The 19,280-nt window shown below is 72.5% G+C and carries 16 protein-coding genes; 11 read left to right on the top strand and 5 right to left on the bottom strand.

Features of this window, described 5'->3' with window-relative positions:
* Positions 1-20: 20 nt before the first annotated feature.
* Positions 21-1,082, top strand: coding sequence for an aldo/keto reductase (locus ACPYOM_RS09030; RefSeq protein ID WP_481345685.1), 1,062 nt, complete (start codon positions 21-23; stop codon positions 1,080-1,082).
* A 27-nt stretch (positions 1,083-1,109) separates the two neighbouring features.
* On the opposite strand, the gene ACPYOM_RS09025 is transcribed toward ACPYOM_RS09030, so the two are convergent.
* Positions 1,110-1,910, bottom strand: coding sequence for a DUF5995 family protein (locus ACPYOM_RS09025; protein ID WP_481345684.1), 801 nt, complete (start codon positions 1,908-1,910; stop codon positions 1,110-1,112).
* A gap of 82 nt (positions 1,911-1,992) precedes the next feature.
* Between ACPYOM_RS09025 and ACPYOM_RS09020 the strand changes: the two genes are divergently transcribed.
* From ACPYOM_RS09020 to ACPYOM_RS09000, 5 genes are all read left to right on the top strand, one after another.
* Positions 1,993-2,604 (top strand): hypothetical protein, encoded by a 612-nt coding sequence (locus tag ACPYOM_RS09020; RefSeq protein ID WP_481345683.1) that lies wholly within the window; start codon positions 1,993-1,995, stop codon positions 2,602-2,604.
* Entirely contained in the window at positions 2,601-3,461 is an 861-nt protein-coding gene (locus ACPYOM_RS09015) for a hypothetical protein (protein ID WP_481338713.1), read from the top strand. Before ACPYOM_RS09020 ends, ACPYOM_RS09015 begins: the two co-directional genes overlap by 4 nt.
* Positions 3,462-3,470: 9 nt before the next feature.
* On the top strand, positions 3,471-4,124 hold the full coding sequence (locus ACPYOM_RS09010; RefSeq protein WP_481338711.1) for an MBL fold metallo-hydrolase: 654 nt from the start codon (positions 3,471-3,473) through the stop codon (positions 4,122-4,124).
* Positions 4,125-4,188: 64 nt separating this feature from the next.
* Complete coding sequence (locus ACPYOM_RS09005; protein ID WP_481338709.1) at positions 4,189-5,001, top strand: ABC transporter ATP-binding protein; 813 nt, start codon at positions 4,189-4,191, stop codon at positions 4,999-5,001.
* The gene (locus tag ACPYOM_RS09000) at positions 4,977-6,551 is read left to right on the top strand and encodes a hypothetical protein (protein ID WP_481338707.1); all 1,575 of its coding nucleotides are present in this window, start codon (positions 4,977-4,979) and stop codon (positions 6,549-6,551) included. Before ACPYOM_RS09005 ends, ACPYOM_RS09000 begins: the two co-directional genes overlap by 25 nt.
* Positions 6,552-6,634: 83 nt before the next feature.
* Here the strand turns inward: ACPYOM_RS09000 and ppgK are convergent, their stop codons facing one another.
* A complete protein-coding gene (gene ppgK, locus ACPYOM_RS08995) occupies positions 6,635-7,399 on the bottom strand; it encodes a polyphosphate--glucose phosphotransferase (RefSeq protein WP_481338705.1) in 765 nt (254 codons plus the stop codon).
* A 104-nt stretch (positions 7,400-7,503) separates the two neighbouring features.
* Positions 7,504-8,382, bottom strand: a complete 879-nt coding sequence (gene map, locus ACPYOM_RS08990; RefSeq protein WP_481338703.1) for a type I methionyl aminopeptidase — start codon at positions 8,380-8,382, stop codon at positions 7,504-7,506.
* 81 nt (positions 8,383-8,463) lie between these two features.
* On the opposite strand from map, the gene ACPYOM_RS08985 reads away from it, so the two are divergent.
* Positions 8,464-8,697, top strand: a complete 234-nt coding sequence (locus ACPYOM_RS08985) for a methionine aminopeptidase (protein WP_481338701.1) — start codon at positions 8,464-8,466, stop codon at positions 8,695-8,697.
* 55 nt (positions 8,698-8,752) lie between these two features.
* Here the strand turns inward: ACPYOM_RS08985 and panB are convergent, their stop codons facing one another.
* Positions 8,753-9,673 carry a 3-methyl-2-oxobutanoate hydroxymethyltransferase gene (panB, locus tag ACPYOM_RS08980; RefSeq protein ID WP_481338699.1) on the bottom strand — a complete coding sequence of 307 codons (921 nt, stop codon included), beginning with the start codon at positions 9,671-9,673 and terminating at the stop codon, positions 8,753-8,755.
* 292 nt (positions 9,674-9,965) lie between these two features.
* Between panB and ACPYOM_RS08975 the strand changes: the two genes are divergently transcribed.
* From ACPYOM_RS08975 to ACPYOM_RS08960, 4 genes are all read left to right on the top strand, one after another.
* On the top strand, positions 9,966-12,284 hold the full coding sequence (locus ACPYOM_RS08975) for an immune inhibitor A domain-containing protein (RefSeq protein WP_481345682.1): 2,319 nt from the start codon (positions 9,966-9,968) through the stop codon (positions 12,282-12,284).
* 120 nt (positions 12,285-12,404) lie between these two features.
* Positions 12,405-13,742 (top strand): type I glutamate--ammonia ligase, encoded by a 1,338-nt coding sequence (gene glnA, locus ACPYOM_RS08970; protein ID WP_481338695.1) that lies wholly within the window; start codon positions 12,405-12,407, stop codon positions 13,740-13,742.
* 30 nt (positions 13,743-13,772) lie between these two features.
* Positions 13,773-16,802 (top strand): bifunctional [glutamine synthetase] adenylyltransferase/[glutamine synthetase]-adenylyl-L-tyrosine phosphorylase, encoded by a 3,030-nt coding sequence (locus tag ACPYOM_RS08965; RefSeq protein ID WP_481345681.1) that lies wholly within the window; start codon positions 13,773-13,775, stop codon positions 16,800-16,802.
* Positions 16,799-18,082, top strand: coding sequence for an MFS transporter (locus ACPYOM_RS08960; protein ID WP_481338691.1), 1,284 nt, complete (start codon positions 16,799-16,801; stop codon positions 18,080-18,082). Before ACPYOM_RS08965 ends, ACPYOM_RS08960 begins: the two co-directional genes overlap by 4 nt.
* 84 nt (positions 18,083-18,166) lie before the next feature.
* Here the strand turns inward: ACPYOM_RS08960 and ACPYOM_RS08955 are convergent, their stop codons facing one another.
* On the bottom strand, positions 18,167-18,976 hold the full coding sequence (locus ACPYOM_RS08955) for a peptidoglycan-binding domain-containing protein (RefSeq protein ID WP_481345680.1): 810 nt from the start codon (positions 18,974-18,976) through the stop codon (positions 18,167-18,169).
* Positions 18,977-19,280: the final 304 nt, after the last annotated feature.

Genomic DNA, 19,280 nt, shown 5'->3' with positions numbered 1-19,280 from the left:
GAGGGTCTTGACTCGTCCTCATGACAGCGAACACCCCCGAGACGACTCCCTCGGCCCGCTCCACCGGGACGCCGGCCGGCACCCGCACCCTCGGCACCCGCACCCTCGGTAGCGGTCCCGCCGCACTCACCGTGTCGACCCTCGGGCTGGGCTGCATGGGCATGTCCGAGTTCTACGGCACGGGTGACGAGCAGGAGGGCATCGCGACGATCCGCCGGGCCCTCGACCTCGGCGTCACCTTCCTCGACACCGCCGACATGTACGGGCCGTTCACCAACGAGAGACTCGTCGGCTCCGCCATTGCCGGGCGCCGGGACGAGGTCCGGCTCGCGACGAAGTTCGGCAACGAGCGTGCCGAGGACGGCACCCGGCTCGGCATCAACGGGCGCCCCGAGTACGTCCGCCGGGCCGCCGACGCGTCGCTGCAGCGGCTCGGCGTCGACCACATCGACCTCTACTACCAGCACCGCGTCGACAAGAACGTGCCGATCGAGGAGACCGTCGGTGCGATGGCCGGGCTCGTGGCCGCCGGCAAGGTGCGCCACCTCGGTCTGTCCGAGGCCTCGCCGGAGACGATCCGCCGCGCCCATGCGGTGCACCCGATCACCGCCCTGCAGACCGAGTACTCGCTGTTCACCCGCGACGTCGAGGACGACATCCTTCCCCTGCTGCGCGAGCTCGGCATCGGGCTCGTGCCCTACTCGCCGCTCGGCCGCGGCATGCTCACCGGCGCCATCACCGCCGAGGCGGACCTCGAGTCGGGTGACTCGCGCCGCACGGCGTACTTCCCGCGCTTCCAGGGCGAGGCGCTCGAGGCCAACCTCTCGCTCGTCGACCGGGTCCGCGGGCTCGCCGCAACCAAGGGGGTGACACCCGGGCAGCTCGCCCTCGCCTGGGTCCTCGCGCAGGGCGCGGACGTCGTGCCGATCCCCGGCACCAAGCGCGTGCGCTACCTGGAGGAGAACGTCGGTGCAGCGGCCGTCGTGCTGACCCCGGACGACCTGACGGCGCTCGAGGCCGCGGTGCCGCGCGATGCCGTCGTCGGGGCCCGCTACGGCGACATGTCCTCCATCGACGACTGAGGCCTCGCGGCTCCCGGCGCCGACCCCTCAGGCCGCCGGTGGCAGCGTGACTCCGAACCCGGCCACGGCGAGGCGCAGGAGCACCTGACCGGGAGCGAGCAGGTCGGCGACCCGGGCCGCGCTGAGCACCTCCAGCTCGCGCAGCCGCGAGGCGTAGGCGTCGGGCCCGGCGAGACGGGCACGCTGCAGCTCGCCGGTGTTGTGCCACACCTTCTGTCGCGCCTCGCGGAGGAACCGCCGCGACGCGCCCCGGTTGGCGGGCACCAGGACGCGGTCGAGCAGGGTGCGCCGGGACGTCGCCGCCAGCTCGGCGTCCTCGGCGGCGACGCGTCCGGCGAGGACGGCGTCGATGCGCTCGTGGTCGCGCCGGCGCCGGGCCATCAGGCGCGGGTCGTCGAAGTCGGCGTCGTCGATGACGGCGAGGAGCGCCTGGGGGAGGTCGTAGTTGACGTGCGCGTTGATGCCGGCCAGGACGTTGCGCAGCGGGGGCAGCCCGGCGGGTACGTCGAACGCGAGGCGCCAGGGCCGCGACACGGTTCCGACACCGGTGAGGTCCGCGTCGAGCGCCTCGAGGTAGAGGCCGGCGAAGACGACGTCCCACCGCTCCACCCACTCGGGGTCCTCGAAGCACGCGCCCTCGAGGGCCCGGCCGACGGCGAGCGTCGTGCGCCGATAGGTCGCGAGGAAGTCGCGCTGCGCGGCGCGACCGTCGTGCTCGGCCGACGCGAGCCGCGCCAGACGCTCGTCCATCCTCGCCACGACGTCGGCGACGCCGCGTCCGTCCGCCGGTCCGCCCATGTCCGGAATACGCTCACGGGTCGCGCTCACGCTCCTATTCTGGAGCGAGGACCGCGCGGCGTCAGCGAGAACGCGCACGTGACGCCCGTCGGCCTCCGGGTGAGGAGGGGCCATGCGTGATGCGTCCGGGCGGGGCCCGCGGTCGTTCGACCCGGTGGTCGTGGCACACCGCGAGACCGACGCGTGGGCGGCCTACTACCGCCGCGAGTGGCCGGCCTTCCTCCGGGCTGCCCTCGGCATGGTGGCCGAGGGGTTCGGCCTGGGACGCGTCGCCACCGTGCGCGCGACCTGGCACGTGCTGCGCGCCAACCAGCTCTGGGCGCCCTTCCCCGACAACGACGGTGACGGCGCCCGCGAGCAGATGCGCCGCTTCTACGCCCTCGTCGCGCGGCGCGGGGACCTACCCCTGGACCCCGCGGAGGCCGCGGCCCTGGAGGTGGAGTGGTGGCGGGTCCACCGCGCCCACCAGCACCACGAGGACGTGACGCGTGACGAGCTCGTCGCGTCCCTCGTGCGCCTCTACGCCCACGTCTACGGGGAGTCGCCGGACCGTGTCGAACCGGCTGCGCGGCACCGGGTCGAGGCGATGGACCTGTCGGACCGGTGGGTCGCGGCCGGCTGCAACGCCTCGGACCCGCTGCTGGGCGAGGAGCGCAGGGCACTCGTCGCCAGCCACAGCGCGCTGCTCGATGCCGTCTCGCGGGTCGGGCGGGTGGCGTCGTGAGCCGCGTCGGCCGCACGGCGACGGGCGAGCTCCCCGCTCGGCGGCAGCAGGGCGAGGACCGCGTGCTCGCCTCGACCCGGGCCCTCGCGGTCGGCATCGTGCCGTTCCTCGTCGCGGGCGTCGTCCTGCTCTACGGGTTCCCGGGCGACACCCGACGCCTGTTCGCGTGGCCCGTCACGCCGCCGCTCACGGCGATGGTCCTCGCCTCCGCGTACCTCGGCGGCATCTGGTTCTTCCTCCGTGCCGCCCGGGCCTCGCGCTGGGCGCTGGTGTCCGCCGGCCTGCCCGCGGTCGCCCTGTTCGCCGCGCTGCTCGGCGTCGCGACGGTCGTGCACTGGGACCGGTTCACCCACGACCACCCCGCCTTCTGGGTCTGGGCGGGCCTGTACTTCGTCGCACCACCGGCCGTCGTGGCGGTGTGGCTCGCCAACGCGCGCGCCGCGACACCGCCGCGCCAGGACGAACGCCGCGTCGGCCCGGTGACCCGAGCCGTCATCGGGGGCGGGGGAGCGGTCTCGCTGGCCCTCGGCGTCCTGCTCTGGGCGGGTCCGGGCCTCGTGTCACGCGTCTGGCCGTGGGCGCTGACGCCCCTGACCGCCCGGGTCCTTGGCGCGATCTTCTGCCTCGGCAGCGCCGGGCTCGTCGCGTTCCGCGACTGGAGGTGGGTCCGCCTGCGCCTGCTCGTCGAGGCGGAGACGGTCATGGTCGTCGCCATGCTCGTGGCGATGCTGCGCGACCGCGACTCCCTCGATGCCGGGCGCCCGATGACGTGGTTGCTCGTCACGGGGATGGCGGGCGCCCTGGCCGGTTCGGTCCGCGTGCTCCGGTCGGGCTCGCGGGCGGGACCGCTGGGCTAGGTTGAGGCCATGCGCGTGACTCACCTCGGACATGCCTGCCTGCTCGTCGAGACGGCCGGCCGCCGGCTGCTCATCGACCCGGGCTCGTTCTCGCGTGGCTTCGAGCAGCTGACCGGGCTCGACGCGATCCTCGTGACGCACAACCACGCCGACCACTTCGACCCCGACCGTGTCCCGGCACTCGTGCGCGCGAACCCCTCGACGCCGGTGCACACCGACCCGCTCACGGCCGAGAAGCTGCGCGAGGAGGGGCTCGACGCCGTACCGACGCGGCAGGGAGAACCGTTCGAGGTCGGTGACGTCACCGTCACGCCGGTCGGCGAGCTGCACGCCTTCAACCACGACGCGATGCCGCGCATCCCCAACGTCGGCGTCGTCCTGCGCGCCGCCGGCGAGCCCTCGCTCTACCACCCGGGCGACGCCTACGACGGGGAGCCCGGCCCGGTCGACGTGCTCGCCCACCCGCTCAACGCACCGTGGGCGGCGAGCCGCGACTCCATCGCCTTCGTCGGCCGCATCGCACCCAAGGTCTTCATCCCGATCCACGACGCGCTCCTTTCAGACGTCGGGCGCGACATGTACGCCGGGCACGTCCGCACCTTCGCCGGCGTCGAGGGCCTCGAGTACACCGACCTGCGCGACGAGGAGTCCGCCACCTTCTGAGGGCCACCGCCCGCCACCCGGCCGACCCGCCACCGGCCCAGACCCACCGAGCGTCAGGGGGACCATGACCGAGTCGGCAGCGCCGGACCTGCCTGCGCCGCAGGGGGTTCCAGCCGACGGCCCCGCCATCGCGGTCCGCGGCCTGGGCAAGCGGTTCGGTGACCTCGTCGCCGTCCGGGGCATCGACCTCGACGTGCCACGCGGATCGTTCTTCGGGCTCGTCGGGCCCAACGGTGCGGGCAAGACGACGACGCTGTCGATGGTCACGGGCCTGCTCCGGCCCGACGCAGGTCGGGCCTTCGTGCTCGGCCGCGACGTGTGGGCCGACCCGACCGCCGCCAAGCGGCTCCTCGGCGTCCTGCCCGACGGCCTGCGGACCTTCGACCGGCTGACGGGCCTGCAGCTCATCACCTACGCCGGGCTGCTGCGGGGCATGCCCCGCGAGCTGGCCGCCGAGCGAGCCGCCGAGCTCGTGGACGCGCTCGGGCTCACGCAGGCCCAGGGCATGCTCGTCGTCGACTACTCGGCGGGGATGGCCAAGAAGGTGACCCTCGCGTCGGCGCTCGTCCACGCCCCGCGCGTCCTCGTCCTCGACGAGCCCTTCGAGGCGGTCGACCCCGTGTCCGCCGCCACGATCCGCCGCATCCTCACCGACTTCGTCTCCGCCGGCGGCACCGTCGTCCTGTCCAGCCACGTCATGGACCTCGTCGAACGGATCTGCACGCACGTGGCCGTCATCGCCGAGGGCTCGGTCCTCGCGGCAGGGGGTCTCGACGACGTCCGCGCGGGACGCTCGCTCGAGGAGCGGTTCGTCGACCTCGTCGGCGGGTCGACCGAGGTGGTGGGGCTCTCGTGGTTGCGCACCTCGTCCGACTGAAGCTGACCCTGCTGCGGAACATCTTCCGCCGCAGTCGGGCCCAGACCGTCGGCGCCGTCGTCGGCATCGTCTACTTCTCGGTCCTCGTCACCGGGCTGACGCTCATCCTGGCGTCGCTGCGCGGCTCGCTGGAGGTCGCGACCGTCGCCCTGCCCCTCGCCGGGGCTGCCGGCATCGTGCTCTGGGTCGTCGTGCCGCTCTTCTCGTTCGGCTCCGACCCGACCCTGGACCCCGGTCGCTTCGCCCCCTTCCCGGTGCCGGCGCGGACCCTCGCGGTGGGCCTCGTCGCGGCCGCGCTCGTCGGGCTGCCGTCCGTCGCGAGCGGGATCCTCGGCCTCGGCGTCGTCGTCGCGTGGTCCCGGACCCCTGCCTCGACGGTCGTCGCCCTCCTGGCCACGTCCGTCGGCCTTCTCACGGCCGTCACGCTCTCGCGGTGGGTGTCCGCGCTGGCCACGGCCGCGACCTCGAGCCGCCGTGGGCGCGACACGCTCGTCGTCGCCGGTCTGGTGGTGCTCGTCCTCGTCGGGCCGGCCGTGTCGGTCGCGGCCCACGTCGACGACGTGCAACGCCTCGCCGTGCGCGTGTCGGGTGTCGTGGCCTGGACGCCGCTCGGCTGGGCGTGGGCCGCCCCGGGGGACGTGGCGGCCGGCCGTCCGCTCGTCGGTGCCCTGCGCCTGGCCCTGGCCGTCGCCTTCCTGCTCGGCGTCGGTGCCCTCTGGGCGCGCGCCGTCCGCCGCCAGGTCGAGAACCCGCGCGCCGTGTCGCGCAGCGACTCCGGCACGAGTCCTCCCGGCGACCTCGGCCTGCTCGGCCGCGTGCCGGACCGGCCCGCGGGTGCGGTCGCGGCCCGGGTCCTCACGTACTGGCGGCGCGACCCGCGCTACCAGATCGGCCTGCTCATGACGCCGGTCTTCCCGCTCGCCCTGCTCATCCCCTGGGCGACTGCCGACGTCACGTGGACGCCGCTGCTCATGGGCCCGCTGCTGGCCTTCCTGCTCGGCTGGAGCGAGCACAACGCGATCGCCTACGAGTCGGGGGCGTTCTGGCTGCACGTGGCCGCCGGCACCCGCGGTCTCGACGACCGCGTCGGGCGCGTGGTGCCGAACCTCGTGCTGGCCGCCGTGCTGGGACCCGTGTACGTCGTCGTCGGCAGCTGGCTCGGGGGCCGGTGGGACCTGCTGCCGCTCATCCTCGGGGTCGCGGTCACCGTCCTCGGCGCCGGCAACGCGGTGTCGAGCGTCATGAGCATCGTGCTGCCCTACCCGGTGGCCGAGCCGGGGGAGAGCCCCTTCGGCGCACCGCCGGGCGCTGCGGGCATCACCATCGTGGCCCAGTCGCTGGCGAGCGCGGGCACGGTCGCGCTGTCCTCGCCGGTGCTGCTGCTCGCGTGGCTCGCGTACTCGCCGCCGGCCGCGACCTGGCTCCTGTGGGTCACCGCGGTCGCTGGGCTTGCACTCGGACCGGTCCTGGTCGCGGTCGGCGTCCGCTACGGTGCGCGCCTGTACGACCGGCGCGCACCTGACCTGCTCGCGAGCCTCCGAGGCACCTGACGATCCCGTCGCGCGGGATGCCCAGGGGCGCAGGCGAACCCACGCCCATCCCGCGCGCGACCTGCGCTGCCCTCAGGCCTGAGTCAGGCCTGCGCCAGGTCGACGGCGAGGTGCGCTGCTCCGATGATCCCGGCCTGGTTGCGCAGCTGCGCCGGCACGATCGGGCAGCGCAGCTTGATCCGCGGCAGGAACTCCTCGCTGTCCTTGGAGATGCCGCCGCCCACGACGATGAGGTCGGGGGAGAAGAGCTTCTCGATGACGTCGTAGTAGCGCTGGAGGCGCTCCACGTACTCGTCCCAGGACAGGCCCTCGATGTCCTTGACCGACGACGCCGCCCGGTCCTCGGCGTCGAAACCGTCGATCTCGAGGTGGCCGAGCTCGGAGTTCGGGACGAGGCGGCCGTCGTGGATGAGGGCCGTGCCGATGCCGGTGCCGAGCGTCGTGAGGATGACGAGGCCCTGCACGCCCTTCGCCGCGCCGTAGTACATCTCGGCGAGGCCGGCGGCGTCCGCGTCGTTGAGGACGGTGACGGCGCGGCCGGTGTGCTCCTTGATGAGCGCCTCGGCGTCGGTGTCGATCCACGACGGGTCGATGTTCGCCGCCGACAGGACGGTGCCCCGGATGACGACGGCCGGCACGGTGACACCGATGGGCGAGTCGCCGGTGACGTCGGCGAAGTGCTCGACGATCTGGTCGACGACCTCGGCGACGGCGTCGGGCGTCGCTGGCTTCGGGGTGAGGATCTTGAGCCGCTTGCCGGCGAGGTCGCCCTCGGCGAGGTCGACCGGTGCGCCCTTGATGCCGCTCCCGCCGATGTCGATGCCGAGGGGCTTGCCCTTCTTGCCCATGTCCCTGCCTTCGTGTTGAGGACGTGTCGTCGTGGTGGTCGTGGTCGTGGTCGTCGTCGTCGCGCCTCCGGAGCGACGGTCCGGTACCGGGCGCTTGTGCGAGGTTAGGGGATCGCCGCGGTCGGCAGCGTCAGGATCTCGTTGCCGTCCTCGGTGACGACGATGGTGTGCTCGAACTGGGCCGAGCGGCTGCCGTCGCGCGTCACGACGGTCCAGCGGTCGTCCCACATCCGCCACTCCGGCGTGCCGAGGTTGAGCATGGGCTCGATGGTGAAGGTCATGCCCGGCTCGATGACGGTCGCGTAGCTCGGCGCGGCGTCGTAGTGGGGCACGATGAGCCCGGAGTGGAACTCCAGCCCGATGCCGTGGCCGGTGAAGTCGCGCACGACGCCGTAGCCGAAGCGCTTGGCGTAGCTCTCGATGACGCGTCCGATGACGTTGATCTCACGGCCCGGCCGGGCCGCCCTGATGCCGCGCATCATGGCCTCGTGGGTCCGCTCGACGAGCAGCCGGGACTCCTCGGGGACGTCACCGACGAGGTAGGTGGCGTCGGTGTCGCCGTGCACGCCGTGGATGTAGGCGGTGACGTCGATGTTGACGATGTCACCGTCCTCGAGGGGGCGCGCGTCGGGGATGCCGTGGCAGATGACCTCGTTGACGCTCGTGCACACCGACTTCGGGAAACCCTTGTAGCCCAGCGGCGAGGGGTAGGCGCCGTGGTCGAGGAGGTACTCGTGGGCGACGGCGTCGAGCTCGTCGGTGGTGACGCCGGGCGCGATGCGCTGGGCCGCGGCAGCCATGGCGTCGGCCGCGATCCGGCCCGCCACCCGCATCCGCTCGATCGTCTCGGCGTCCTTGACGAGGACGTCGCCGTCCTCCCGGGGGTTCGGCACGTCGACGTAGTGGGGACGCTCGATGGAGGCCGGCACCGGGCGTCGCGGACTGAGCGGGTGCGGTGACACCCCGGGCTGGAGCAACGGCATACGGTGGAGTGTAGGTCGTCGCAGGTGGGCCGCCACGAGGGCTGCCCACGAGACGGACCCCGGTCGAGAAGGAGTGCGAAGGTGAGCTTCTGGTACAACGTCGACACCGGTCAGGTCGAGACCGACGAGAACCGCAGCCGCGGCGAGCAGGTCCTGGGCCCGTACGCCACGGAGGAGGAGGCGCGCCGCGCCCTCGACACCGCGCGGGCGAGGACGGACCAGTGGGACGCGGAGGACCGCGCCTGGAACGAGAAGGGCTCCGCGGGCAGGGGGACGACGGGCACGTCGTGGGACGACGAGGAGGTCGAGGACTGACGGTCCCGAGGACGCGGCCGGCCGGGCGGCACCCTTCGTGCCGGGCCGGCTCGCCTCAGCTGTCGAAGGAGTGCTCGGGACCCGGGAAGGTGCCCGCCGCGACGTCCTCGGCGTAGGCGCGCGCTGCCGCGAGCAGGGTGCCGCGCAGGTCCGCGTACTTCTTGACGAACCGCGGTGCCCGGCCCGCGCGCAGCCCGGCGAAGTCGCTCCAGACGAGCACCTGGGCGTCGGTCGCCGGCCCGGCGCCGATGCCGATGGTGGGGATGGCCAGCACCTCGGTGACCCGCTCGGCCACCGGCGCGGGAACCATCTCCAGGACCACCGCGAAGGCGCCCGCGTCCTGCAGGGCCAACGCCTCGTCGACGAGCGCGTCGGCGGCGTCGCCACGGCCCTGCACCCGGTAGCCACCGAGCTGGTGCTCGCTCTGCGGGGTGAACCCGACGTGCGCCATGACGGGGATGCCGGCATCGGTGAGGGTCCTGACAAGGGGGACCATGGCGGTGCCTCCCTCGAGCTTGACCGCGTGGGCGAGGCCCTCCTTCATGAGGCGCACCGCGCTGGCGAAGCCCTGCTCGACGGAGGCCCCGTACGAGCCGAACGGGAGATCGGCGACGACGAGCGCGCGCCGGGCGGCGCTCGAGACCGCGCGCACGAGGGGCACCAGCTCCTCGAGCGTCACCGGCACCGTCGTCTCGTAGCCGTACACGTTGTTGCCGGCGGAGTCGCCGACGAGCAGGACGGGGATACCGGCCTCGTCGAAGATCTGCGCGGCGTACATGTCGTACGCCGTGAGCATCGCCCAGCGACGCCGCTCGGCCTTCATCGCCTGCAGGTGCGGGATGCGGACCCGGCGCGGCCCGGGGTCCACGACGGGCGAGCCCGAGCCCGAGCCCGGCCCGGTGCTCCCGGCGCCACCTGACAGGTCCCGGGCGCCCGAGCCGTACGGGCTCGGCTCCTCGGCGGCGTCGCTGCTCATGGCGCCGAGCATATCGACGGGCCGCCGGGACCCCGGACCGGTCCGGCCGGGTGGTCCCCGGGCCTTGCAGACACGGGCCCGGTGTGACTGCTGTGACCCGTATCCGATCGTCTCGCCGTTGCCAAGGTCCGATACCCGTCTCTTTACGAAGTTTTTACGTTCTCCTGCCCGAACAGCCCTGTACCACAAGTTTTTTCGTTTCCCCGTCCACTCCCGGCCACATTGTCGGTGATCTGTGTTCTGATACGCGATGGCGCCGGATGGAGGCGCTCTGTGACCAGGAGGACAGATCTTGAACAAGCGCCAGTGGAGTGCTGTCTCGGGGTTGGCCGTGGGGGCGCTCGTCGTCACCGGCCTCACCGCCCCGACGCAGGCTCAGGCAACGCCCGTGGCGACGGCGACGGTGAGCGGTGACCCCGCGGCCGCGCAGGCTTCGCAGCCCGACAACCTGCCCAACCCCCTCGCCGAGGCCAAGAACGCCGAGCGCCAGGACGCCGTCCACAAGCTCCTCAGGGGCGAGGCGACGACGAAGACCATCGGCGGCAACCGCGTCATCGAGGTCAAGAGCAAGGGCAAGGGCGGCAAGCCCGGTACGTCGCGGTACGTCGACTACCCGGTCAACCGTGAAGAGGACATCTTCACGGTCCTCACCGACTTCGGCACCCAGACGAAGACCGGCTTCAGCACGGCGCCCGGCCCGGTGCACAACCAGATCGCCAGCCCGGACCGAAACTGGGACGGCAACAGCACCGACGACAACTCGACGTACTGGGTCCCGGACTTCAACCGCGCCCACTACCTCGACATGATGTTCGGCGACGGCGAGTCGTTCAAGAACTTCTACCTCAAGCAGTCCAACGGCCGCTTCCTGGCCAAGGGCGACGTCTCCGACTGGGTGACCGTCCCCTACAACGAGGCCCGCTACGGCGCGAAGAACAACGCCGACGGCTACTGGAACTACATCAAGGACACCGCCAGCGCCTGGTACGACGACCAGAAGGCCAAGGGCAGGTCCGACGCCGAGATCGCCGACTACCTCAAGCAGTTCGACAAGGTCGACCGCTACGACTACGACGGCGACGGCAACTTCAACGAGCCGGACGGCTACATCGACCACTTCCAGGCGATCCACGCCGGTGAGGGCGAGGAGGCCGGCGGTGGCGCCCAGGGCGTCGACGCCATCTGGTCGCACCGCTGGTACGCCTTCTCGACCGACGCCGGCAAGACCGGACCGGAGGGCAACAAGCTCGGTGGCGTGCCGCTCGGCAGCTCCGGCATCTGGATCGGTGACTACACGACCGAGCCCGAGAACGGCGGCCTCGGCGTGTTCTCGCACGAGTTCGGGCACGACCTCGGCCTGCCCGACCTCTACGACACGAACGGCGGCGACAACAGCACCGCCTTCTGGACTCTCATGAGCGGCGGGTCGTGGCTCAACCACGGCACCGACTCCATCGGCACGACGCCCGGCTACATGGGCCCGTGGGAGAAGCTCCAGCTCGGCTGGCTCGACTACAAGGTCGTCCCGTACGGCACCGACATGACCGTCAAGCTCGGCCCGGCCGACCGCGCGAGCAGGACGAACTACCAGGCGCTGGTCGTCCCGCTGCCCGAGCGCACCGTCACCTCCGACCGCAACACCCCCCACTCGGGCTCGGGTGAGTGGTGGAGCGGCTTCGGCGACAACCTCGACGCCACCCTGTCGCGCACCGTCGACCTGACCGGCGCCACGACGTCGGCCTCGGTCGACGCCTGGGCCCAGGGCAACCTCGAGCCGGACTACGACTACCTCTACGGCGAGGTCTCCACCGACAACGGTGCGACGTGGACGCAGGTGGGCCAGCCGGTCAACGGCATCTTCGGCTGGGCGAAGAAGAGCTTCGACCTGTCGGCCTACAAGGGCACGTCGGTCCAGTTCCGCTTCCGCGTCGCCACCGACGGCGGCGTGGCGAGCGAGGCGTTCGTCGACGACGTCACGGTGACGACGGACGGCACGGCCGGTCCGGTCGACGACGTCGAGTCGGGCGCCGGGGCGTGGACCGCCGACGGGTTCAGCATCATCGACGGCACGACCTCCAAGCAGGTGCAGGACGTCTACTTCGCCGAGAACCGCGTCTACAGCGGCTATGACGCCACGCTGAAGACCGGTCCGTACAACTTCGGCTGGGCCACGACCAAGCCCGACTGGGTGGAGCGCTTCCCGTACCAGAACGGCATGCTCGTCTGGTTCGCCAACGGTGAGTACGGCGACAACAACACGAAGGACCACCCGGGTGGCGGTCAGGTGCTGCCGGTCGACGCGCGACCCGCGCCGATCATGCTGGACAACGCCAACGGCACCCAGACGATGCTCGGCAACCGTCGCCAGCCGTTCGACGCGACGTTCGGCCAGGAGGCCACCGACGCGGTGAGCTTCCACCGCAACGGCGTCGAGACCGTGGTCCCGTCGCGGCCGGCCATCCCGACGTTCGACGACTCCGACGTCAACCGGTACTGGTCCTCGGCGAACCCGTGGGCCTCCACCAAGGTGGCCGGTTCGGGCACGAGGATGACGGTCGCCAAGACCTCCGACGGTGGCAACGAGCTGCAGGTCAAGGTCAGCTTCAAGTGACCTGAGGTCGGCTGACGTGCGGGCCCCCGGGGATGTGTCCCCGGGGGCCCGTGCGCGTCGGGTGTCTCGGGCTGCGAGTCTCTTAACGTCGGTGAAACAGCGATGCGGCAGGATCGACACATGAACCGTCAGGAAGAGTTCGTGCTGCGCACGATCGAGGAGCGTGACATCCGGTTCGTCCGTCTGTGGTTCACGGACGTGCTGGGCACCCTCAAGTCCGTGGCCGTCGCGCCGGCGGAGCTCGAGGGCGCGTTCGCCGAGGGCATCGGCTTCGACGGTTCGGCGATCGAGGGCCTGACCCGGGTGTACGAGGCGGACATGCTCGCCAAGCCCGACCCCTCGACCTTCCAGATCCTGCCCTGGCGGGGGGACCCGCCGGGAACCGCCCGGATGTTCTGCGACCTGCAGCTGCCGGACGGCTCACCGAGCAACGCCGACCCCCGGCACGTCCTCCAGCGGGCGCTGACCCGGGCCGCCGACCTCGGCTTCACCTTCTACACCCATCCCGAGATCGAGTTCTTCCTCCTCGAGCAGGGCCGTGACGCGCAGGGCCGCCCCGTGCCGGTCGACGACGCCGGCTACTTCGACCACGTGCCGCACGGCACGGGCCACGACTTCCGCCGGGCGGCGATCACGATGCTCGAGAACATGGGCATCTCGGTCGAGTTCAGCCACCACGAGGGGGCGCCCGGCCAGAACGAGATCGACCTGCGCTACGCCGACGCCCTGAGCACCGCCGACAACATCATGACGTTCCGCACGGTCGTCAAGGAGGTCGCGCTGACGCAGGGCATCTACGCGACCTTCATGCCCAAGCCGTTCTCGGAGCACCCGGGCTCGGGCATGCACACCCACCTGTCGCTCTTCGAGGGCGACTCCAATGCCTTCTACGAGGCGGGGGCGCCGTACCAGCTCAGCAAGGTCGGGCGGCAGTTCATCGCCGGCCTGCTGACCCACGGCGCCGAGATCGCCGCCGTCACCAACCAGTGGGTCAACTCGTACAAGCGGCTCTGGGGAGGGGGCGAGGCGCCGGCCCACCTGACCTGGGGCCACAACAACCGCTCGGCCCTCGTGCGGGTTCCGATGCACAAGCCCAACAAGGGCCAGTCGACGCGCGTCGAGGTGCGCTCCCTCGACGCCGCGTGCAACCCCTACCTCGCGTTCGCCGTGCTGCTCGGTGCCGGTCTCAAGGGCATCGAGGAGGGTTACGACCTGCCGCCGGAGACCGAGGACGACGTGTGGAGCCTCACCGACTCCGAGCGTCGCGCCATGGGCATCAAGCCGCTGCCCGCCTCGCTCGGCCGCGCCCTCGAGGTGATGGAGAGCAGCGACCTCGTCGCCGACATCCTCGGTGAGCACGTCTTCGACTTCTTCCTGCGCAACAAGCGCCAGGAGTGGGTCGACTACCGCAACGAGGTCAGCCAGTTCGAGCTGAACCGCTACCTGCCCCGCCTCTGACGCGACCCGAAGCGAGCTGACCCGACACCGATGTCATCGCGCACGACCACGACCGCCGGGGCGCTCGCCCGGCTCGGCTTCGCCGACCCGGCACGAGCCGCCGGCCTGCTCGGCGACCGGGCGCTGGTTCCGCTGCGGGCCGCCACCCCTGACGGGCACCTCGACGACCTGGTCGCGGCGGTCGGCGACACCGCCGACCCCGACGAGGGCCTGCTCGGGCTGGTCCGCGTCGCCGAGTCGCTGGCCCGCCTCGACGACGACGCCGACTGGGGCATCAGCGCGTTCGCGCGTGAGCTGGCCACCGAGGGCGAGGGCCGCGACCGCGTCACGGCCGTGCTCGGTGGGTCGACGGCCCTCGTCGACCACCTCGTGCGCCACCCCGAGCACTGGGTGGAGGCGGCGCGCGCGCGACGTGTCAGCGGGGAGGAGATCCGGGCCGAGCTCGTCGGCGCCGTCACCCACCGAGGGCAGGGGCTGTCCGCCCTCGACAGCCTGCGCATCGCCTACCGTCGCGGGCTGATCCGGGTCGCCGCGCTCGACCTGACCTCGGCCGACCCGCTCGCCATGATGCCGACGGTCGGGGAGGCCCTCGCCGAGCTCGCCGAGGCAGCCCTCGAGGCGGCCCTCGTCATCGCCCGCGAGGAGCACGGTCCGGGCCACGAGGCCTGCCGGCTCGCCATCATCGGGATGGGCAAGACCGGCGGCGGCGAGCTCAACTACGTCAGCGACGTCGACGTCATCTTCGTCGCCGAGCCCGCCGAGGGCGTCGACGAGGACACCGCCCTGCGCGTCGGGACGGCTCTCGCGACCGCGACGATGCGGGCCTGCTCGACGCCCACGCCGGAGGGCAGCCTGTGGCCGGTCGACGCGGCGCTGCGTCCCGAGGGCAAGCAGGGACCCCTCGTGCGGACGATCCGCAGCCACAAGGCGTACTACGAGCGCTGGGCCAAGACGTGGGAGTTCCAGGCGCTGCTCAAGGCGTGGGTCTCGGCCGGTGACCAGGACCTCGGGCTGCGCTACAAGGCCGAGATCACGCCCATGGTGTGGGAGGCGGCGAGCCGCGACCACTTCGTCGAGGACGTCCAGGCGATGCGTCGTCGCGTCGAGCAGCACGTCCCGGCCGGTGAGGCCGAGCGCCAGCTCAAGCTCGGGCCGGGTGGGCTGCGCGACGTCGAGTTCAGCGTCCAGCTGCTCCAGCTCGTCCACGGCCGCACCGACGCGTCGCTTCGCTCGGCGACGACCCTCGAGGCCCTGGCCGCCCTCGCCCGCGGCGGCTACGTCGGCCGCGACGACGCCGCGGTGCTCGACCGTGCCTACCGTCAGCTGCGCTGCCTCGAGCACCGCATCCAGCTGCACCGGCTGCGGCGCACCCACCTCATGCCGGTGACCGAGGCCGACCTCCGGCGGCTCGGCCGCTCGATGGGCCACCGCACGGACCCCGAGAAGGAGGTCGTGGGGGAGCGGCAGGCGTCGGCACGCGAGGTCCGGCGACTGCACGAGCGCCTCTTCTACCGCCCCCTGCTCGCGGCCGTGGCCAAGCTCAGCCCTACCGATGCCCGCCTCAGCGCGGAGGCCGCGCGGCAGCGGCTGTCGGCGCTCGGCTTCCGCGACCCGGCGGGCGCGCTCCGGCACATCGAGGCGCTGACGACCGGCGTGAGCCGACGCGCCGCGATCCAGCGCACCCTGCTGCCGGTCATGCTCGCGTGGTTCGCCGACGAGGCCGACCCCGACGCCGGGCTGCTGTCCTTCCGCCGCGTCTCCGACGAGCTGGGCACGACGCACTGGTACCTCAAGATGCTGCGCGACGAGGGCCGCGCGGCAGACCGGCTGGCGCACTGCCTCGCCCGCAGCCGCTACGCCGCGGACCTGCTCGTCAGCTCGCCCGAGAGCGTGTCGGTCCTCGGTGACCCGAACGGTCTCGCCGCCCGGGGTCGTGCGGCCATCGAGGCGACGATGCGTTCGGCGGCCGGGCGCCGCGACACCGCCGCCGAAGCCGTGGCCGCGGTGCGCGCGATCCGGCGTCACGAGCTGCTGCGGATCGTCCTCGCCGACCTCGTCGGCGAGCTCGACCTCGCCGGGGTCGGCACGGCCCTGACCGACCTCACGGCCGCGACGATCCAGGTGAGCCTCGAGGCCGTCGTCGCCGAGGCCGAGCGTGGCGGGCAGCCGCTGGGCGGCGAGGTGCTCGTCGTCGCCATGGGCAGCTTCGGTGGCGGCGAGCTGACGTACTCCTCGGACGCCGACGTCATGTTCGTGACACGCCCCGGGGACGGCTTCGCCGAGGCGGACGTCCAGGCTCGGGTCACCGCGGTCGTCCAGGACCTGCGCAAGCTGCTGTCGGCCACCGGCGCCGACCCGGCCCTCGGGCTCGACGCCGACCTCCGGCCCGAGGGCAAGAACGGCCCCCTCGTGCGCAGCCTCGACTCCTTCCGGACGTACTACGAGCGGTGGGCGCTGACGTGGGAGTTCCAGGCCCTGCTGCGGGCGACGCCGGTCGCCGGCTCGGACGCCCTCGCCGAGGACTTCCGCGCGCTCATCGCGCCGCTGCGCTGGCCCGAGGGCGGCCTCGACGAGGGCCAGGTGCGCGACATCCGCACCATGAAGGCGCGCGTCGAGAGCGAGCGGCTTCCGCGGGGCGCCGACCCGCGCACGCACATCAAGCTGGGCCGCGGCGGCCTCACGGACGTCGAGTGGACCGTCCAGCTGGGCCAGCTGCGGCACGCGCACGACCACCCGGCGCTGCGCGTCACCGGCACGATGGCGGCGCTCGACGCCCTCGCCGACGCGGGGCTCATCGACGCCGACGACGCCACGGCCCTGCGCGACGCGTGGCGGCTCGGCGCCATGCTGCGCAACGCCGGCGTGCTCTGGCGTGGGCGGTCCATCGACAGCGTGCCCTCGGACGTCCGCGACGCCGACGGCATGGGCCGGATCATGGGTCGGCCGGCGGGTGAGGGAGCCGAGCTGTGGGAGCTGTGGCGGCGCGTCGCCCGACGCTGTCGGCACGCGACTGATTTCAACTTTTACGACTCACCACCTCGGGGTAGCGTCATCCCGTGAGTGCGAGCGGTGGTGAGGCAGGCCCCGGCGTGCCGTCCTACGCCGCCGTGCTCCGGACCCCGCACTTCCTCCCGGTCTTCGGGGCCAACGCCCTGTCGATGTGGGGTGACTACATCGCCCGCGTCACCATCGCGGCCGTCGTCTACCAGATGACGTCCTCGCCGCTGGCGACGGCCACGACGCTCGCGGTGAGCCTCGTGCCCTCGTTCTTCGGCCGCAGCCTCGTCGGGCCGGTCGTCGACCGGTTCCCCTACAAGTGGGTCCTCATCTGGTCGCACCTGCTGCGCGCCGCCTGCGTCCTCGGCCTGATGTGGCTCGTGGTGGGCGGCTCCGGCGTCCACCTGCCGTCGGTGTTCGCGGTCCTGTTCCTCCTCGAGCTCGTCGGGGGAGCCTCGGTCGCCTCGAACATGGTGCTGCTCACCGACCTCTTCGAGGACCGCCACACCTACGCTCGCGCCATCGGCCTCGGCGCGATGTCCGAGCAGGCCAACCAGGCCATCGGTCTGGCCCTCGGCGGTGGCATCGTCGCGCTCGTCGGCCCGGAGCTCGGGCTGCTCATCGACCTCGTGACCTTCGTGCTGGCCGCCCTCGTGATCCTCGTCGTGGTCGACCTGCGGCCCGTGTCGGGCGAGCGCGGCAAGGGCGTGCGGGGCTTCCTGCACGACCTCGGCACCGCAGCCGGTGACCTCGCCCGGCATCCCGTGCTGGCCCGCCTCGTCCTGCTCAGCGCGGTGGCGTGCCTCGGCATCGCGGCCCCCGAGGCGCTGGCCATCCCGATCGCGGCGCACCACGGAGCGGCCAGCTGGGGCGGCGTCCTCATGGCCGCGCCGATCGTCGGGGCCATCGTCGGCATCGTCATCATCGGCCGGCGTGGCGTGCACCAGCAGAACCGCTCCATCGTGCCGCTCGCGCTGCTCATGCCGCTGCCGCTGCTCGCGACCGCCCTGCAACCGCCGGTCGTCATCGTCGCGGGGCTCTTCCTCGTGTCCGGCATGTGCCAGGCGTTCATGGTCCCGCTGCAGGCCACCTTCGCGCTCGTCACCGAGCCCGAGCTGCGTGGCCGCATCTTCTCCCTCGCCGGGTCGGTGTCGATCGCCGCGGCGGGGGCCGCCTACCTCGTGGCGGGGTGGCTCGGCTCGCACGCCGGGCCCCATCCGGCCGTCGCCATCTGCGCCGCGGTCTGCCTCCTCCTCGTGGGCCTGCTCGCGATGTCGTGGCCGCACGCCCACGTCCGCCGCGCCGTCGACCACGCCTACGCTCCGTCGTCCCACGCCGCCTGAGGCGTCACCCGCGGCGCCGGGGACGCGTCAGCCCGCCCGGCGGGGCGGCCGGGCGGGTTGACGCGTCGCGTATGTGGATGGGCCTCAGCGCATCCCGTTGGCCTTGAGCAGGGCCCGCCACGTCGAGTGGTACGCGATGCCGCTCGCCACGAGGCCGTGGGCCAGCTGCCAGGCCTTGAGCCGAGCCGAGGTCGTGGACAGGAAGCTGCCGGTCGGCGAGACGCCGATCGCCTTCTGCAGCGACGAGACCGCGGCTCCGGTCATGCCGTAGCGCAGCACCATGCCGGAGCGCGGCACCAGCTCCTTGAGCAGCGAGCTCGCGCCCGCGGGCGCCGTGACCGTGCTGTAGGCCGGGCAGCGTCGGACATTGGCGCTCGAGTAGCCGGCGGACCAGTTGAGGTCCGACGGGCGGCAGGGGCCCCAGTCGACCGCAGCGACCTGCTTGGTCCAGAACGAGGTGCGACCGAGCGCGCCCTCCCACGAGAGGGTGAGGTGGATGTGGTTGCGGTGGCAGTTCGTGTCGGCCGACGGCTCCGGCGTCTGGGCACAGTTGAGGTACGGACGCCACCCTTCGTCCGTGCGGTAGGAGCTCCACATCTTGTTGTTCCAGATGATGTACATGACTCCGAGGCGGCGGGCGTTGGCGAAGCGGTTGCCGGAGTCGTCGGTCGCGAGCAGCCACGTGAGCAGGGCGCCGGCGTCGGCGCGCTCGGCGGTGTCGCGCACGTTGAAGAACGTGTCGAGGGCGCGCCCGTCGAAGTGTTCGGAGTTCGGCCTGGTCGCACCGGTGCACGAACGCAGCGTGCTGTAGCTGTTCGCGTAGGTGGCCTTGATGAGGTTGCCGAGCTTGAGCGTGCCGGTGCGGTTGCGGAGGTCGCAGCCGGTGTTCGGCACGTAGGGTGACAGGCCCTCGATGGCGGTCGGGAGCCCGCTCGGGATGGGTGGGACGGTGGCGTCGCCCGCCCGAGCGGGGGAGGCGAGCGCGGGGACGAGGATCGCGGCGACGAGGGCGGCGACGACGACGAGAGCGCGGACGGGACGGCGCCGCGACGTCCTGTCGGGCGAGGGGCGGGAAGCTGTCTCTTATACACATCTCCGAGCCCACGAGACGCGTAGTAATCTGGGGGGGGGGTTTTTTTTTTGCGAGGGGGGGGGGGGGGGGGGGGGGGGGGGGGGGGGGGGGGGGGGGGGGGGGGGG

The sequence above is a fragment of the Monashia sp. HAY1-2A genome, from assembly GCF_056755315.1.
This window is presented reverse-complemented; position numbering and strand designations above follow the sequence as displayed.

Excerpts from the sequence above, each read along its gene's own strand:
- ACPYOM_RS09030 (WP_481345685.1), top strand. The coding sequence starts at position 21 with ATGACAGCGAACACCCCCGAGACGACTCCCTCGGCCCGCTCCACCGGG.
- ACPYOM_RS09020 (WP_481345683.1), top strand. The coding sequence starts at position 1,993 with ATGCGTGATGCGTCCGGGCGGGGCCCGCGGTCGTTCGACCCGGTGGTC.
- ACPYOM_RS09010 (WP_481338711.1), top strand. The coding sequence starts at position 3,471 with ATGCGCGTGACTCACCTCGGACATGCCTGCCTGCTCGTCGAGACGGCC.
- ACPYOM_RS09005 (WP_481338709.1), top strand. The coding sequence starts at position 4,189 with ATGACCGAGTCGGCAGCGCCGGACCTGCCTGCGCCGCAGGGGGTTCCA.
- ppgK (WP_481338705.1), bottom strand. The coding sequence starts at position 7,399 with ATGGGCAAGAAGGGCAAGCCCCTCGGCATCGACATCGGCGGGAGCGGC.
- map (WP_481338703.1), bottom strand. The coding sequence starts at position 8,382 with ATGCCGTTGCTCCAGCCCGGGGTGTCACCGCACCCGCTCAGTCCGCGA.
- panB (WP_481338699.1), bottom strand. The coding sequence starts at position 9,673 with ATGAGCAGCGACGCCGCCGAGGAGCCGAGCCCGTACGGCTCGGGCGCC.
- glnA (WP_481338695.1), top strand. The coding sequence starts at position 12,405 with ATGAACCGTCAGGAAGAGTTCGTGCTGCGCACGATCGAGGAGCGTGAC.
- ACPYOM_RS08965 (WP_481345681.1), top strand. The coding sequence starts at position 13,773 with ATGTCATCGCGCACGACCACGACCGCCGGGGCGCTCGCCCGGCTCGGC.